Below are 15869 nucleotides of genomic sequence, written 5' to 3' on the forward strand. Positions count from 1 at the left end.
TTTCATCCTCCAAATTTATCAATTTGTACTGGTACTACAAACGGATTACTGTATGTTTTCATTCTTACAAATCCTTTATCTTGTGGTGCGAATCTTCTTAATGTGTCTAAGAAGTCTTCGAAGTCATAAAATTTTCGTAGTTCATTTAATTCATCAGTATTATTTAAGTGTGAGATAAACCAATTTTGAGTATTTTTTAGTATATTACTACTTATACTGCTTACTTCTTGTGTTGCGTAAACTAATCCTAAGTTTAATTTAGCTCCTTCTTTAGCTATTCTATTATATATTTGGTTTAAATCTGAATCATCATGTTTTGGGAATAAGTTATGTGCTTCTTCAAAGTAAAATTGTATTGTATTGTTTTCCTTGTTTTTTATGAAATTTTTTATACTATTTTTGAAGATGTGTTCACATATTCTTTTACTGTAATCGTTTTGTATTTCTCTTTCGCCTTGTGATAGGTCTACAATTATGATTTTTCCTTCTCTTAAAAAATTTATTATTTCTTTTTTATAATTATCTGTAGTGGTGGTGTGATGATTGTTTAATACTTCTAAATTTTTGTATCCTCTTAAATTTTCGTTCGTACTATTTTTTTTACATCTTGTTAACATGATTAATAGGTTTTCTAAATCTTTATCAATCCATGTTCTATTTTCATGTTTTAGAGGATAATCTCTTAAGTAAGGTATTTCATCGTGGTGTTGCCAGATTGATGTGAAGAATTCTATTGCATCTTCGTAGCTTATTCCTTCTGTTGGATCTATTCCTACATGTGGATCATTAGAAATATGTGAACTTACTGTGAATCTTATCTTCTCTGGATTTCCGTATTTGTCTTTTGGTAGTTCAAATCCTGCTTTATATAAACAACATTGGTATGCTGCTTCTTTTCTTTTATATCTTCTCATTTTACTAAAGTATAAGTCTTTTTCTTCTTGGCTTATTTCCCCTTCTGGTTTTTTAGGAGGATGTAATTCTATACTTACAAAATCTTCCATGTATCCTGATCTGCTTGTCTGTCCTAGTTTTGTTTTTATAATGTTGAATCCTTCATTGATGTCATGGTAAAAGTTTGCTCTTAATGTTTTGAAATTAGGTTTGTCTAAAACACTGTATCTTACTACTTTTTCAGGATTTAATATTTCATATATTGCTGTTCCTTCGTCTTGTTGGTTGCTGTTAGCATATTCTCCATTTATATCGAAAACTATTTGCCCTATCGGATTTTTTGGAGTGTTTAATTTGTCTGTTAATTGTATTATCTTTTTTAATGTGTTGGATTTTCCAGTTCTTGTCATTCCAAATATTGCTGTTCTTTTTCCGATGAAGTCTTCACTAGAAACGTATACATTAACTTTATTATGTTTGAATCCACAACTACTACTGTACTTTACTTTACCTATACTAACTGGGTGACGTTTTTCTGATTTTTCACATACTCCTAAGTTTACTATTGCTTCTAATGCTTTATCTTTTGGTTTGTATATCGTGTAATTACTTGGACTGTAAAAATTGTCAATATCTGATCCGAAGTAAACGTCTCCATTTTCAGTTTTGTGAAATGATCCAAGGACATTACATTCTAGACCGCTAAAACTGAATGCGTATCTGGTTAGTGGGTCCATTTTTTCTTTTTCACTGGTGTTTGGTTCTTTATAATATTCTATGAGTGTGCTGAATATTTCTTCTTGGTTTGGTAGGTGGACTTGTCCCATTGCTCTTAAGAGTATTGCTTCGGGATTTTCTCCATTATCATTGTCGTAGTATGCAAGTAGGAATGTACCTTTTGGAATTCCATGTACTTTGGCTTTACTTTCGTCTCCAATAAGTATGCATGCTTTCGAGTAATCTAAGTAAAATGGTTTTCCTACCATTTCTTCTTTGCCTAATGCAAATATATCGTTTTTATTTAGTTCAAATTTTTCTTTCATCTTTACAAGCACTCCCTATAATTTTCTTGTAATATGATTTATCTATTTTTTTAATGGTGCTTCTTTTTTGTACTCTTCTTGGGAGGTTTAATTTATAAATTCTTCAAAAATTTTAATTTTTTTTGCTAATGCTTTTTGAAGAATTTATTTAATATTTTTTTAATCCATTTTTTGGATTTCAATCCCTTAAATTATTTTTTTTAAGGTGAATGATTAAAGTTAAGATATTTTTTTTAACTTTAAATTTTTTTTATGAGTGAATTTATAAAGATAATTAAGTAAGGTATATATATTAGGCCTTGTGCTAGAGCATTTGAAAAGTATTATTCAATTTATTAAGTAATATTTATATACTAAAATAAACATATTTTAATTTTTAATATAGAATTAATAAAATTATTTTAAAGATTGAGACTATGGGCCTGTAGCTCAGTCTGGCCAGAGCGCTTGGCTCTTAACCTTGTTGTCGCGGGTTCAATTCCCGTCAGGCCCGTATAACTTTTTTTAACTTTAAAATTTTTTACATAATTGGAATTGTAAATTATATAAGATTAATAGAAACCCTTATAAATGATTAAAACAAAAATCTTATTATCGTTGTAATAGTAACTAATTTTTAATATAACTATTAATACTTTTTTAATATTTACAAAAAAATTATCAACAATATACTAAACGATACTTTTTTAGGGACTAAAATAAAATCTTATTTTTATTATATATCCCGTGGATGTGGCCCATTTTAAAAATAAAATAATTTAAGAAATTATTTTATAATCATTAAAAAGGCTGAACTAAATTAAAGGTGTAACTTAAAATGATGTATAAATATATTAAAGAAGCATGGAGAAATCCATCTGAATCTTACGTAAGAGAACTTATGTGGCAAAGAGCTCCTGTTTGGAGAAGAGAAAATGTCATAACCAGAATAGAAAGACCTACTCGTATAGACAGAGCACGATCCTTAGGATACAAAGCTAAAAAAGGATATGTAATGGTACGTACTCGAGTAAGAAGAGGAACACGTCGAAAAACTCGTTTCACCAGTGGTCGTAAACCAAAACGAATGGGTGTAAACAAAATCACAACAGCTAAAAGTATTCAAAGAATAGCTGAAGAACGTGTAAGTAAAAAATATCCAAACCTTGAAGTTTTAAACAGTTACTGGGTATGGTCTGATGGTAAATTCAAATACTATGAAGTTATCCTTGTTGACCCACAAAGTCCTTCAATCAAAAATGATTCTAAAATTAACTGGATTTGCGAACCTCAACACAAAAACCGAGCACTTAGAGGATTAACTAGTGCAGGTACTAAAGGTAGAGGTATTAGCAAAAAAGGTAAAGGAAGAAAGAAAGTAGGTAAAAACAAATACGGAAAATTCAAAAACTCTAGTAAATTCTAAAGTTTTAATTTCCTTTTTTTTTTACATTTCTTTTAATTTTTACTTTTTTTCTAAAAAATAAATAAAATATAATTAAATAAAAACTATTTCTTATATAACAAAAAAATTAATAGAAAAAAATCATAAAAGATTTTTTCTAATAGGATTATTAAAAATTATGATACATAATATTCGCTTCAGATTATTCATATATGAAAATGAAGATCCTGAAGAACTTATTTTAGCATTACTTAATATTTTACCTACTGCAGAATATGAAGTAGAAATGGCTGAAGGTTTACTTGGTGAACCTATGCAAATATTAACTGGTAGAATAGATAAAAAAAGAGATTGTAAAGATTTTCTTAAAAATTTACTTGAAACAGATCAAGAACAATTAATCAAACTTAACAAAGATTTAAATTCTAAAATGGATCATAGTGGTAACCTATTTTTAAGATTAGATAAAACAGATGCAATAGATGATATTTGGACCATTATTGATAAAGGAGATGCAATACATTTAAAAATAAAAATAGAAGCATATCCTGCAAAAAAAGAAATTGCAATGAAAAATTTATCAGAAATCTTACCATAAATATTAACAATATTAATAATTAATAAAAAGGAGACGGCCTTAAATAATGAAATATTATGATTTTAACTTAAAAGGATCTAATTATCAAAATGACCTAAAACTCTTAAATGAAGCTCATAATCTAAATTGGGATTATGTGAAAATAATGTATTCACAAGAAGAGTATACAAATGCACTTAATAATGAAAACATTTTAAGAGATGAAGAGAAAAAATTAGGTATAAATTTTGATTATGGTTTAGAAATCAATACAAATAATCCTGAAGAATTACGTAAACTTACACGTAAAAATCGTAGTAAAATCAAATACATTTCATGTTTAGGTGGAAATTTAAAAATAAACCGTGCAGCCCTTGAAAATCGTCAAATAGATACTTTATCAAGACCTTATTATCATCGTCGAGATTCTGGTATGAATCATGTTCTAGCTAAACTTGCACGAGATAATAATGTATGTGTGGAATTATCACTTAAAGATATTTTAACTAATCACTTATCATATCGTGCAAAAGTAATTTCATATTTTAAAGAAATCTTATTATTTCAACGTAAATATAAGTTTCCATTAATTTTAACAAGTGGCGCTACTAATTTTTATGATACTAAATCAGTTAAGGATTTTTTATCAATTTTCAATTCTATAGGATTTACTAATGAAGAAATAAATAATGCAATATCTACGGTACCTTCTAATATTATCGATTTTAACAATAATAGGGAAAATATGGTTATTGAGGGCGTATGCATAGTAGATGATGACTTATGAAACTAAAAGTTTTACCTCCAACTCTTCGTAAAAATAAAAGATATTTAACTTTAGATATTAAATCTGAAGTTAAACACAATAAGGATGATTTTGTTTTAGCTATATGGGATTCATGCATAAGATTTTGGGGAGAACAAGAAACTAGTAATTTTGATTTATGGTTAATGAAATTATTTTATGATGATGAATCTGATGATTTTTACCATTATCGTGCTGTTCTCAAATGTCAACGAGGATATGAAGAGGAAGTTCGTGCAGCATTAGCATTATCAACTCGTTATAATAATAAAAAAATTAACATTACAACTATTGGTTTATCTGGAACTATTAAATCAGCTGTAGATAAATATATTTAAACAATTATTCTCATATCTTTTTTTAAAATTTTCTAATTTTCATTTTATCAATATTTTATTAACTAATAAATTATAATACATTTAATTAATTATTATAAAAATTTATTATTTTAATAGAAAAAATAGGATAAGGAGATTTTTATGCAATGTTAACTAATATTAATCAATATAATTATGCTACATGTTTTATTAAAGATTATATTAATGAAAATAATTTAAAGTATAATTGTCCTTTAAAGATTAAGGAAGTATATAATGATTTTCAAAATAAATTTTCACCTTATATATTAAAAAATTTGAGGGATGATGAAATTTTAGATTATCTATTTTTACATGATTTTGATAAGGATAATTTAGCTTATATTTTAGAAAATTTTGAAACTAATTTTACAGGTGCACTTGGTTTAAGTAGTCCATATAAATATCGTTTGTTTAAAAAGAATAATCAATGGGTTTGGGGTGCAACAAGTAAACATTTAGAAAAATTATCTACAGATGATGCTATTATTAAAGCTAAACTAATTAGGGATGCTCTTATAAAAGGTGCGGATTTAATTCAATCAGCTACTCTTATTTCTTCAGAGGATTATATAAATCTTGAAAAGGCTTTAGTAAATATTTTTAATGATTCAAAAGTTTCACCAACATCTTCTTGGGTTCATAAGTATTATCATTTAATTTTTCCAAAAAAATTCATAAATTTCCATTCATTAACTTGGAGATCTTATATTTTAAACAATTTAAATATTTCACCCTCTTCTAATTTTTATGGATGTGATGGGCAAGTGTTTTCAATTATTCATGGGGCTGATTTAAATCTTTATAGTTTTAATATGGTTTTTAATCAAATGATTAGTGAAAACATTTTACCTTTAAATAAATCTAAGGGTAAGGATTTTAATGTTTGGCTTTTATCACCTGAGGATAATCTAGATTTATGGAGTGAATTTAAGTTAAATAATTTTATAAGTATAGGTTTTTCTAAATTAGGTAATTTAAATAATTTTGAGAATATTCATGAAATTAGGTATGAATTAGATGAGAATTATCCTGGTTCTTTAAATCAGATTAATAATTCAAAAGCTTTGTGTGATTTTTTAAAACAAATGAGTATTGGGGATTATGTTTTTATTAGAATTGGGGGAGATAAACTTTTAGGTTTAGGGCGGATTGTTTCTGATTATAAATTTAGTGAAGATTTTAATCATTATCGTGATGTGGAATGGTTAAAAATTGATGATATTGTTGTTGGGGATCCTTTAGCTCCATTTTTGCCTTTAATTTTAACAAAAATTACTAATATTAATAAAAACAGATTCAGGGGTCATGATTTTTATAAAGCTTTAGGTGAAAAATTTGGTTATGAATTAGAATAAATTTAAAAAAAAGTGGGGGGGAATATTGTGGGTGATGTTTTTAGAATTTAATTTTTGGTGTTATTCTATCTTCATCACTTATTTGGAAATAATTTATTGGTTTAAAGTTGAATAGGAGTGCTACTATATTTGTTGGTATTTGTTGGCATAGGTTATTGTAGTTTAATACTTTATTATTAAAATTTTCCCTATAATTTGCAATTTGTCCTTCAATTTGGTTTAATTGGTTTTGTAAGTCTTGAAAATTTGTATTAGCTTTTAAATCAGGATAATTTTCGGCAACCATAAATAAATTATTAAGAGTTTCAGTTAATTTATTATTAGCATTTAATGCACTTTTAACAGTATCCGCATTTTTCAAACCAGATCTAGCTTCAGTTACTTCATTTAAGGTTTCTTTTTCATGACTTGCATATCCTTTAACGGTTTCTACCAGATTAGGGATTAAATCCATTCTTCGGTTTAATTGGACGTCAATTTGAGCCCAACTATTATCAACACTATTTCTCCCATTAATTAGTTCATTGTATCCTTTAAATAGTAAATAAGCTATTATTACTATGAAAGCACCAATTAAAGAGCAAATCCAATTGTTCGGATAACCTAAATTACTTGTAAAGATTAAGAATATTATTAGACTTATAAAACCATATAATAGACTTCTACTAATATCGTTCATTTTTAAATCCCCTTTTTTGTTGTTTTTTAAATATATAATTCAATTTAAATAATTAGTTTTCTATAAAATCTATTAAATAAATTTTTTCTATTTTTAAGAGTTTTTTTTATAATAAAGTTTATTAACTAATTTAAGTATAAATAAATAAGAACAAGAATTAGTAGGATTAAAAAAAACTTTTACCAAGTAAAGGATATTTGGTTTATTTTTAAGAATTGCTTATATTTTAATAATAAAATTATAAGTAGAAAAAAATGTGGTAAGGATTTAGTTTTTTTGTAGAATTAGGCTTTGTCTTTATTGTGGAATTAATATTGAGTATTTTTTTCATTTTCTTATATGATTTAATAAACTTTTTTTTATTCCTCTATTATATGAAAAATGTATTTTTGTATTTATAAGAATTGATTTGATTTAAAAAAAAATATTTAGTGAGGTATTGAATAATATGCAACCTTTACAACAACAAAATGCTGGATATGATAGAGCTATAACCGTATTCAGTCCAGATGGAAGACTTTTCCAAGTAGAATATGCAAGAGAAGCTGTTAAACGTGGAACTACCAGTTTAGGTGTTAAATCTAAGGATGGTGTAGTTCTTGTCGTGGATAAAAGAACAACTAGTAGATTAGTCGAAACTAAATCTATTGAGAAGATTTTCCAAATTGATGATCATATTGGAGCTGCTACTAGTGGTCTTGTGGCTGATGCTCGTGCTTTAATTGATCGTGCTCGTGTAGAAGCTCAAATTAATAAAATTAGTTATAATGAACCTATTCGTGTTGAAGCTTTAGCTAAAAAGATTTGTGATTTAAAACAATTATACACTCAAAATGGTGGTGTTAGACCTTTTGGTTCTGCTTTAATTATTGGTGGAGTAAATAAGAAAGGATGCCGATTGTTTGAAACTGATCCTAGTGGAGCATTAATTGAATATAAAGCTACTGCTATAGGTTCTGGTCGTAGCGATGCTATGGATTATTTCGAAGAAAACTATAAGGAAGATTTAAGTCTTGATGAAGCTATAGATTTAGCATTAGATGCTGTTTATGTTGCAACTAGTGGTAAAGTTACAGATAAATCAGTTGAAATTGCTGTTATTGAAGCTGAAACAAAAACTTATAGAAAATTAGACCATGATGAAGTAACAAAATATGTTGAAACTCTTTTAGAACGTAACGCTCCAGAAGAAGATGAAGACGAAGAAGATGCTGATGCTGAAGAATCCGAAGATAAAGAAGATGCTGATGCTGAAGAATCTGAAGATAAAGTAGAATAAGAAGATTAAAATAAATATCAATTTTTTTTTAATCTTCTTTTTTTTTAAAGGGAGGGTATGATTGTTATGGTTAATGTAGATGATGCAATTATTGCAAGGTTAGAATCTTATGGGGAAAAATTTGAGATTTTAGTTGATGCTGATTTAGCTGCTGATTTTAGAAACCCCGACCATACAGAAGAAATACCAATTGAAGATATATTAGCAGTTGAAGAAATATTTAAAGATTCTAAAAAAGGAGATAAAGCTTCTGAAGAAGCTATGGAAAAAGTTTTTGATACAGTTGAACCTTTAGAAGTTGCAAAACAAATACTTGATAAAGGACAAGTTCAATTAACCGCTGAACAAAGACGTCATATGCAAGAAGATAAACGTAGAATGGTAATTAATACTATTGCACGTGAATCAATTAATCCACAAACAGGTTATCCTCATCCCGCACAACGTATTGAAAATGCTATGGATGAATGTAAAGTTAAAATTGATCCATTTACAAGTGTGGATCAGCAAGTTAAAACTGCACTTAAAGCTATTAAAGTTAAAATACCTATACGTTTTGAAAGGGTTAAAATGGCTGTTCGTCTTCCAGGAGATGTGACCGGACATGCTTATAAAGAAATTAATAGTTTGGGTAAAATTTTAAATGAAGAATGGCAACAAGATGGATCTTGGATTGGTATAGTTGAGATTCCAGGTGGTTTACAAGATGCTTTTAATCATAAGATGGCCTCTATATCTAGAGGGGAAGCTGAAACTAAATTAATTAAATAAAAAATTTTTTTGGAGATATAAAGATTATGTTATATGTAGATGAAAAAGATTTAGTGATTCCTGGTGAAGTCTTAGCTGAAGGTGACTTTTATTCAGGAAGAGGAACCTTCCAAGAAAACGGTTCTATCTGTTCAAAACTTATGGGATTAGTTTCCCTTCGTAATAAAAAGATTAGTGTAACTCCTCTTAAAAGTAAATACATTCCTAAACGAGGGGATGTTGTTATCGGTAAAATTCAAGAAGTAAGATTCTCAATGTGGGATGTTGATATTAATTCACCATATTCAGGTATTTTATCTGGTTCTGAGGTTTTTGGAAGAGATAAAAGAGAATTGAAAAGTGTTTATGATGTTGGTGACACTCTCTTTTTTAGAATCATTGATGTCGATGAAGTTAAAAAAGCTAAACTTGGTTTAAAAGGTCGTGGAATGGGTAAATTCTATGGAGGTATTATAGTAAGTATTTCACCTACTAAAGTACCTAGACTCATAGGTAAAAAAGGTTCTATGATTAATATGATTAAGGATAAAACTCATTGTAAAATTGTTGTTGGTCAAAATGGTTTAGTCTGGGTTAAAGGTGAAGAACATATGCAACAATTAACTAAAGAGATTATTAATCAAATTGAAGAACAAGCTCATACTAGTGGATTAACTAATCGTATTCGAGATAAATTATGTTTAATTATTGATGGTAAATTACCAGAACCAGAACCTGAAGTTGAAGCTGAAAATGATGTTAAGTTTTTTGATAATTCACCAAAACACGAAATTTTAGACGATAATGATGAAGATGTTCTAGCTAAACCTACTCTTCAAAACTTTAAAGATGATTTAGATGAAGATGATGGTTTTATTGGTGATTCTGTAATTGAAGAAGTAAGTGATGTTGAAGATTTCAGTAAAGATACCTTATCTAATTCTAATAGTATTGATGAAATTTCTATAACTGAAGAAGATAATCAAGATTTCGATGTTAAAGAAGATACTCCTATTGAAAATTTAGAAGATGTTTTAGAAGAAGATAATGAAATTACAGGCATTGAATCTGATTTAATATCTGAAGTTCGAGCTAAGGTAGAAGCTGATTCAAATAAAGCAAATAATAATGGTTTGAAGTTTAAGACTTTTGGTAAATCAAAGTTTAATGATAAAGTTGATAAACATTCTAAATTACATTTTGGCACTATTTCCCAAGCAGATGGGAGAAGTTCTAGTAGTATTTTGAATCCTGAAACTAAAGGTAAGAAATCTAGTAAATGGAGAAAATTAGATTAAATATTATATTTTTTTAATAATTATGAGGTGTTAGTATTTCAGAGGATACTTTACGAGGCGATGGTAGAAAATTTGATGAACTTCGTCCAATAAAAATTGAAGCAGGAGTTTTAAAACGGGCAGACGGGTCTGCTTATGTTGAAATGGGTGGAAATAAGATTTTAGCTAGTGTTTATGGTCCTAGATCCACTTATATGAGAAGATTTTTACGTCCAGATACTGGTGTTATTAGAGTTAGATATAATATGGCTCCATTTTCAGTGGATGATCGTAAGAGACCAGGTCCAGATAGACGTAGTATAGAAATTAGTAAGATAGCTGAGGATGCTTTACGTCCAGCTTTACTTTTAGAAAGTTTCCCTAATAGTATGGTTGAAGTTAGTATTGAAGTCATTGAAGCTGAAGGAGGTACTCGTTGTGCGGGTATTACTGCAGCTGCAGTTGCTCTTGCTGATGCGGGTGTTCCTATGAAAGATATTCCTGTAGGTTGTGCTGCTGGTAAGATGGATGATAAAGTTGTTCTTGATTTATCTGAAATTGAAGATAAAGAAGGACAAGCTGATGTTCCTATAGTTATATTGCCTCGTACTGAGGAAATTACACTTTTACAAGCGGATGGTAATTTAACTGAAGATGAATTTGAAGAAGCTTTAGATTTAGCTATTGGTGGTTGTCAACAAATTGCTGAATATCAAAGAAAAGCTTTAAAAGCTAGATATGGGGAATAATTATGGATATTGTACCGGAAATCACAAAGAATAGTATTACTAAGTTAATTAATGAAGGTGAAAGACCTGATGGTAGATCTGTAGATGAATACCGTAATATTTTTGTTGAACCAGGTGTTATAAGTAAGGCTGAAGGTTCAGCTAGAGTTAAATTAGGTGATACTCAGGTAATTGCAGGAATTAAGCCTAGTATTGGTACTCCTTTCCCTGATACTCCTGATGTTGGAGTTTTAATGACTAATTGTGAATTATTACCTATGGCTTCACCTGATTTTGAAGCAGGTCCACCTAGTCCTGATAGTGTTGAATTAGCACGTGTTGTTGATCGTGGAATTCGTGAAAGTCAATTAATTGATTTAGATAAATTATGTATTAAAGAAGGCGAAAAAGTTTGGATGCTATTTGTGGATTTACATGTAATAGATTATGATGGAAACCTTTTTGATGCATGTAACCTTGCAGTAATGAGTGCTTTAATGGATTGTAAAATACCACAAGCTACTTTAGTTGATGATGAAGTGGAATTGGATTATGATAATATGGTTTCTTTATCTATTAATGATAAATTATCTTTAAGTACTTTTGTTAAGATTGGTGATGGAATAGTATTGGATCCAAGTTTAGATGAAGAAAGAATTTTAGATGCTAGATTAACTGTGGGTATTAGTGAAGAAGGTAATTGTGTTTGTTCCATGCAAAAAGGTGGAAGTGAACCTTTAACACGTGATGAAATTTTAGATTCAGTTCATACAGCATTTGAAGTTAAAGATGGCTTACTTGGAAACTTGTAAATAGGATGTTTTTATTTAATTCCTATTTTTCTATTTTTTTAAGCTTTTTTACCATTAACTTTAAATACTTTTAAATCTTATATTAGTATATTATATGTTTTAACAATAATTTTGATTGTTAAAATTTAAGTAAAAAAATAATTCTATTTTATTATATTAAAAAAAATATTTTTTTTATAAAAATCTAAAATAAAATATTATGGGATTTGAAAATTAATTTTCATTCTAAGGTTTTTAAATGAATTTTTTCTAAAAAGGTAAAAAGAATTAATTTTAATATAATTTTTTATTTATTCAAATAAATTTTTTAAGTGATTATTATGGCAAGAACAAAGAAAGTTGGTATAACAGGCCGTTTCGGAGCAAGATACGGAAGAAAAGCAAAAAGATCCGTTAAGAACATTGAAGAAAACATGAAACAAAAACATGTTTGTCCTAGATGTGATAGACCTTATGTTAAAAGAGTAAGTGCAGGAATTTGGAAATGTACTAAATGTGGTACAGTCTTTACTGGAGGAGCTTATGTTCCTGAAACCCCTATGGTTAAATCTGCAACTCGTAATATCAAAGGATTAGGAGGAGACTAAACTGTATAGATGTCCAGAATGTGGAACTGAAGTCGACCATCATGGATATATGGAAAATAAGTGTCCTAAGTGCCGATATAGAATTTTATTTAAGGAAGTTCCTAAAGTAAGAAAACTAGTTAAAGCACGATAATTTTTTAAACTTTTTTTTACTTATCTAAAAAAAATATTATTAAATATTTTTTTTCTAAAAAAACTTTTTTTTTAATAAAAACTTTGAATATATACTATTTTTTTATAAATTTAAAAATAATATAAAAAGAAAAATTCCTAAATTTTTTTTATGGGAGAATTAAATGATTATTTATGTTAATTTCAACATCTAGAAAACCATCACAAAAAACAAGAAAGTTTTGTAAAAATTTATCCCATGCTTTTGATTTTGATTACACTAATCGTGGAAAATCTTCTATTAGAGATTTACTTGTTAAAAGTAAAGAACTTGGAAGAAATGGTTTATTGTTAATTTATGAAATCAAAGGAAATCCAAGTAAAATGACTTTTATTTCATCAATAGGTGAAGAAGAGTTAGCATTATTAATTTCTGCTGAAACTTGTAATGAACGATTACATATTAAGCCTAAAGATTTGAAAATTCGTAATGATTTTTCAGGTTTAAGTCCTTTATGTGATGTGCTTGGTTTTGAAGTGGATAATAAAAGTAAATTAAGTTCTAATTATCTTCATTTTAGATCTGCTGATAATGGTAATGAAGAGGGCTTATATAATCTTCCAATTGCAATTATAGATTTTTATAATAAGTTTGGGGATAAAATAGATCTTCGAATTAATGTTAAAAAGATTGTGGTTGATTAAAAAATTAATTAATAGTTAAGGGGTTGTTTTTATCCTTGAGAGTACTAGTAAATTTTTAAACAGTATTAAATCTAATATTGAAATAGAATTTGAGGATTGTAATCAGGCACGTATTGTTCATGATTCTATTTTGCTTGAATTTGAAAGTTCTCCAGATTATCGGAGTACTATGAATATTATTCAAGAGGGTAATGTTTTAATTTTAAGTATTGATGCTGAGGATGCTACTAGTTTTCGTGCAAGTCTTAATTCTGCTATTAAATGGATGAAATTATCCGTAGAAATTAATGAATTAGTTTAAAACTTTTTATGGATAAGGTTTAAATAGATTATTAAATATATTTAATTATAGTATTTATTATAAAATTTATATTATGTTTTTAGAAAAATTTTAAAGGTGGATGATTATTATGGATATTCCAAAAAATGTACAAGAACAATTAAATCAATTTCAACAATTACAACAACAAGCTCAAATGATTGCAACTCAAAAAAATACTAATGATATTCAAATTAAGGAAACTGAATCTGCTCTTGAAGAATTAAAGAAAGCTGATAAAGATGCTGATGTTTTTAAGACTGCAGGTAATTTACTTATTAAAGTAGATCATGATGAGATTAATAGTGAACTTGAAGATAAACTTGAAACTTATAATCTTAGACAACAAACTATGTCTCGTCAAGAAGATCGTGTTATGAAAAAGCTTAAAGAAATGCAAGCTAATATTGAAAAATCTATGAAAGGTTTACAATATAATAGTGAACCTTCTGATGTGGAATAAAAGATTTATTTTTAAGTGAAGAATTTATTTTCTTACTTTTTTTAATATTTTCTTATTTTTTTATAGTTTATTAATTCTTTTTTGTGTGTGTTTTTTATGAAGGTTCTTAAAGATTTGTCTGAGGATGATTTAGTTACAATTTCTGATTTTTTATCTAATGAGATTAATCGGGAAATAGGTTTTATTTCTAATCCTAAAGAGATTATTGGTATGGATGTTAATGTTAAAGTTGCTTTTGATGATATTGATAAGCGTTTAGATGTTGATACTGATGTTGATTTAGATACTGATAGTTTGTCTAATTTAGGTGAGGATGCTATTGGTGAAGCTGTTGATCGTGCTTATAAAAAGTTAGATAATTTTATTGATGCTCATTTTAAGGTGGATGAGTAATTTCTTTTTTTATTTTTTTATTCTTTTTTTTATGGGTTTTTTTATATAAAAAATATTTATTCAAGTTAAATTTATTTTTTATAAAGTTAAATTTATATACTTGTTTTTAGATAATATAAAATGGTCCATATAAAAAAACAATAAAAAAACTGTTTTTTTTATTAATTAATTTTTTTTAATCTAAGGGAGGGTTGGCCAAAAATTGATTTTTTAATTTTTTGTAATACTTTTTTTATTTTATTTTTTTAGTTATTATTTTTCATGTTTTTTGTTTTTGTTGTCATTTTTGGGTGTGAATTTTTTTTTAATGTGTTTTATTTTCTTGGTATTGTTTTATATTAATTTTTAGTGTTGTTTTTTTTATTTTAAGAGTTTTTAAATAGTTATATTTTATACTAGTGGTTACATATATTAATATTAAGTATTATTAATTTATTGGTGTTAGTTATGGATATTGAACAGTCTAGTTTTAAATTGGAGCGTTTGGATGATGATATTCCTAAGGATCATCTTTCTCGTTTTATTGTGCGTTTTGTTGATGAATTTTTCCCAATTTTGGAAGTTGAAGAAAACATGGGAGGAAGGGTAGACCTTTTTATCGGTTCGTGAAATGTTTAAATTAATTATTTATGCTTTTAATAATGGTGTTACTAGTTCTAAAGTTATAGAAGATCATGCTAAGTATCATAAAATTTATTTATATGTTTCTAATGGAATTAAACCTTCTCAAAGAAGTATTCGAAGATTCATCCGTGATTATGGTTATTTGTTTAATGTTTTTATTGGAAGTACTTTACTTTTTCCAAATGAATTAGGAATCACAGATTTTAAGCATATATCCATTGATAGAACTATTAAAAAAGCATACAACTCTAAATTTAATGTTTTGCATGAAAAGGACATTAATACTTTAATTCAGTATTATAATGGATTAAAGTTACCTAATAAAAAAATTAAAAAGCTCCACGTCCAGCACGTAAATTGATTGAACGAACAGATTTAAACAATGAAGATAAATTAGAATTATTATTTGAGTTACAAACTCAATTAAAGATGTCTGGTCAAAATACAGTACCTGTAAACGATGTTGAAGCTCGTTGGATGCAAAATAAACAAGGATTAAATGAGGTCGCATACAATGTTGAAAGCGCTGTAGGCACCGTTTCCAAACTTATTTGTGCAGTAAAAGTTTCACAAAAACCAACAGGCCATTATGAATTACTAGAAATAGTTAAAAATGCAATTAATAACATCAACGATGAACCAGAATATGTAAGTGCAGATACAGGATACCACACCTAAACTAGCTTTCAATACTTAGAAAAAAATAATATTAAAGGATTAATACC

At 27.4% G+C, this 15869-nt stretch carries 20 protein-coding genes, 1 tRNA gene and 1 pseudogene; 20 read left to right on the forward strand and 2 right to left on the reverse strand.

All coding sequences use genetic code 11. From position 1 onward, the window contains the following. Positions 1-2: 2 nt before the first annotated feature. Positions 3-1937 carry an ATP-binding protein gene (locus ACA135_RS03210; RefSeq protein WP_409198865.1) on the reverse strand — a complete coding sequence of 645 codons (1935 nt, stop codon included), beginning with the start codon at positions 1935-1937 and terminating at the stop codon, positions 3-5. Positions 1938-2355: 418 nt separating this feature from the next. Here ACA135_RS03210 and ACA135_RS03215 point away from each other — a divergent pair. The 6 genes from ACA135_RS03215 to ACA135_RS03240 all read left to right on the forward strand — a co-directional run bounded on the left by ACA135_RS03215 (position 2356) and on the right by ACA135_RS03240 (position 6417). Next, positions 2356-2430, forward strand: a tRNA-Lys gene (locus ACA135_RS03215). A gap of 327 nt (positions 2431-2757) precedes the next feature. Next, positions 2758-3342: a 50S ribosomal protein L15e gene (locus ACA135_RS03220; RefSeq protein ID WP_409199079.1), complete on the forward strand. Its 585-nt coding sequence runs from the start codon at positions 2758-2760 to the stop codon at positions 3340-3342. 157 nt (positions 3343-3499) lie between these two features. Beyond that, positions 3500-3919 (forward strand): RNA-binding protein, encoded by a 420-nt coding sequence (locus tag ACA135_RS03225; RefSeq protein WP_409198866.1) that lies wholly within the window; start codon positions 3500-3502, stop codon positions 3917-3919. 46 nt (positions 3920-3965) lie between these two features. Then, a complete protein-coding gene (rnp3, locus tag ACA135_RS03230; protein ID WP_409198867.1) occupies positions 3966-4685 on the forward strand; it encodes a ribonuclease P protein component 3 in 720 nt (239 codons plus the stop codon). Next, positions 4682-5041 carry an Rpp14/Pop5 family protein gene (locus ACA135_RS03235; RefSeq protein WP_409198868.1) on the forward strand — a complete coding sequence of 120 codons (360 nt, stop codon included), beginning with the start codon at positions 4682-4684 and terminating at the stop codon, positions 5039-5041. The genes rnp3 and ACA135_RS03235 overlap by 4 nt, the downstream gene beginning before the upstream one ends. 146 nt (positions 5042-5187) lie before the next feature. Continuing rightward, the gene (locus tag ACA135_RS03240; protein WP_409198869.1) at positions 5188-6417 is read left to right on the forward strand and encodes a hypothetical protein; all 1230 of its coding nucleotides are present in this window, start codon (positions 5188-5190) and stop codon (positions 6415-6417) included. Between the two features lie 40 nt (positions 6418-6457). On the opposite strand, the gene ACA135_RS03245 is transcribed toward ACA135_RS03240, so the two are convergent. Continuing rightward, positions 6458-7096 carry a LemA family protein gene (locus ACA135_RS03245; RefSeq protein ID WP_409198870.1) on the reverse strand — a complete coding sequence of 213 codons (639 nt, stop codon included), beginning with the start codon at positions 7094-7096 and terminating at the stop codon, positions 6458-6460. Between the two features lie 448 nt (positions 7097-7544). Between ACA135_RS03245 and psmA the strand changes: the two genes are divergently transcribed. From psmA to ACA135_RS03315, 14 genes and pseudogenes are all read left to right on the forward strand, one after another. Continuing rightward, positions 7545-8375: an archaeal proteasome endopeptidase complex subunit alpha gene (gene psmA / locus ACA135_RS03250; protein WP_409198871.1), complete on the forward strand. Its 831-nt coding sequence runs from the start codon at positions 7545-7547 to the stop codon at positions 8373-8375. Between the two features lie 66 nt (positions 8376-8441). Continuing rightward, positions 8442-9146 carry a ribosome assembly factor SBDS gene (locus ACA135_RS03255; RefSeq protein WP_409198872.1) on the forward strand — a complete coding sequence of 235 codons (705 nt, stop codon included), beginning with the start codon at positions 8442-8444 and terminating at the stop codon, positions 9144-9146. A 26-nt stretch (positions 9147-9172) separates the two neighbouring features. Then, positions 9173-9850: pseudogene (gene rrp4 / locus ACA135_RS03260) on the forward strand (exosome complex RNA-binding protein Rrp4); the annotation flags it as partial. A 608-nt stretch (positions 9851-10458) separates the two neighbouring features. Beyond that, positions 10459-11151, forward strand: a complete 693-nt coding sequence (gene rrp41, locus ACA135_RS03265) for an exosome complex exonuclease Rrp41 (RefSeq protein WP_409199080.1) — start codon at positions 10459-10461, stop codon at positions 11149-11151. After that, complete coding sequence (gene rrp42 / locus ACA135_RS03270; protein ID WP_409199081.1) at positions 11151-11942, forward strand: exosome complex protein Rrp42; 792 nt, start codon at positions 11151-11153, stop codon at positions 11940-11942. The genes rrp41 and rrp42 overlap by 1 nt, the downstream gene beginning before the upstream one ends. A gap of 320 nt (positions 11943-12262) precedes the next feature. Further along, complete coding sequence (gene rpl37A / locus ACA135_RS03275) at positions 12263-12529, forward strand: 50S ribosomal protein L37Ae (protein ID WP_409198873.1); 267 nt, start codon at positions 12263-12265, stop codon at positions 12527-12529. 1 nt (position 12530) lies between these two features. Next, on the forward strand, positions 12531-12662 hold the full coding sequence (locus tag ACA135_RS03280) for a DNA-directed RNA polymerase subunit P (protein ID WP_409199082.1): 132 nt from the start codon (positions 12531-12533) through the stop codon (positions 12660-12662). Positions 12663-12835: 173 nt separating this feature from the next. Continuing rightward, positions 12836-13345: a ribonucleotide-diphosphate reductase subunit beta gene (locus tag ACA135_RS03285; protein ID WP_409198874.1), complete on the forward strand. Its 510-nt coding sequence runs from the start codon at positions 12836-12838 to the stop codon at positions 13343-13345. An 82-nt stretch (positions 13346-13427) separates the two neighbouring features. Continuing rightward, the gene (locus tag ACA135_RS03290) at positions 13428-13646 is read left to right on the forward strand and encodes a KEOPS complex subunit Pcc1 (RefSeq protein WP_409199083.1); all 219 of its coding nucleotides are present in this window, start codon (positions 13428-13430) and stop codon (positions 13644-13646) included. Positions 13647-13755: 109 nt separating this feature from the next. Then, positions 13756-14127, forward strand: coding sequence for a prefoldin subunit beta (locus tag ACA135_RS03295; protein ID WP_409198875.1), 372 nt, complete (start codon positions 13756-13758; stop codon positions 14125-14127). A 96-nt stretch (positions 14128-14223) separates the two neighbouring features. Then, positions 14224-14520, forward strand: a complete 297-nt coding sequence (locus ACA135_RS03300) for a DUF3194 domain-containing protein (RefSeq protein ID WP_409198876.1) — start codon at positions 14224-14226, stop codon at positions 14518-14520. A 447-nt stretch (positions 14521-14967) separates the two neighbouring features. Continuing rightward, a complete protein-coding gene (locus tag ACA135_RS03305) occupies positions 14968-15129 on the forward strand; it encodes a hypothetical protein (RefSeq protein ID WP_409198877.1) in 162 nt (53 codons plus the stop codon). A 1-nt stretch (position 15130) separates the two neighbouring features. Continuing rightward, on the forward strand, positions 15131-15505 hold the full coding sequence (locus ACA135_RS03310) for a hypothetical protein (protein WP_409198878.1): 375 nt from the start codon (positions 15131-15133) through the stop codon (positions 15503-15505). Then, entirely contained in the window at positions 15502-15822 is a 321-nt protein-coding gene (locus ACA135_RS03315) for a hypothetical protein (protein WP_409198879.1), read from the forward strand. The genes ACA135_RS03310 and ACA135_RS03315 overlap by 4 nt, the downstream gene beginning before the upstream one ends. Positions 15823-15869: the final 47 nt, after the last annotated feature.

The sequence above is a fragment of the Methanobrevibacter acididurans genome, assembly GCF_046197875.1.
GTDB lineage: Archaea > Methanobacteriota > Methanobacteria > Methanobacteriales > Methanobacteriaceae > Methanobrevibacter_A > Methanobrevibacter_A acididurans.

Coding starts and splice junctions, on each gene's coding strand:
- ACA135_RS03220 (WP_409199079.1), top strand. CDS start 2,758: ATGTATAAATATATTAAAGAAGCATGGAGAAATCCATCTGAATCTTAC.
- ACA135_RS03300 (WP_409198876.1), top strand. CDS start 14,224: ATGAAGGTTCTTAAAGATTTGTCTGAGGATGATTTAGTTACAATTTCT.
- ACA135_RS03235 (WP_409198868.1), top strand. CDS start 4,682: ATGAAACTAAAAGTTTTACCTCCAACTCTTCGTAAAAATAAAAGATAT.
- ACA135_RS03285 (WP_409198874.1), top strand. CDS start 12,836: ATGTTAATTTCAACATCTAGAAAACCATCACAAAAAACAAGAAAGTTT.
- ACA135_RS03295 (WP_409198875.1), top strand. CDS start 13,756: ATGGATATTCCAAAAAATGTACAAGAACAATTAAATCAATTTCAACAA.
- ACA135_RS03210 (WP_409198865.1), bottom strand. CDS start 1,937: ATGAAAGAAAAATTTGAACTAAATAAAAACGATATATTTGCATTAGGC.
- ACA135_RS03310 (WP_409198878.1), top strand. CDS start 15,131: ATGTTTAAATTAATTATTTATGCTTTTAATAATGGTGTTACTAGTTCT.
- ACA135_RS03305 (WP_409198877.1), top strand. CDS start 14,968: ATGGATATTGAACAGTCTAGTTTTAAATTGGAGCGTTTGGATGATGAT.
- ACA135_RS03245 (WP_409198870.1), bottom strand. CDS start 7,096: ATGAACGATATTAGTAGAAGTCTATTATATGGTTTTATAAGTCTAATA.
- rpl37A (WP_409198873.1), top strand. CDS start 12,263: ATGGCAAGAACAAAGAAAGTTGGTATAACAGGCCGTTTCGGAGCAAGA.
- psmA (WP_409198871.1), top strand. CDS start 7,545: ATGCAACCTTTACAACAACAAAATGCTGGATATGATAGAGCTATAACC.
- rnp3 (WP_409198867.1), top strand. CDS start 3,966: ATGAAATATTATGATTTTAACTTAAAAGGATCTAATTATCAAAATGAC.
- ACA135_RS03240 (WP_409198869.1), top strand. CDS start 5,188: ATGTTAACTAATATTAATCAATATAATTATGCTACATGTTTTATTAAA.
- ACA135_RS03255 (WP_409198872.1), top strand. CDS start 8,442: ATGGTTAATGTAGATGATGCAATTATTGCAAGGTTAGAATCTTATGGG.
- ACA135_RS03225 (WP_409198866.1), top strand. CDS start 3,500: ATGATACATAATATTCGCTTCAGATTATTCATATATGAAAATGAAGAT.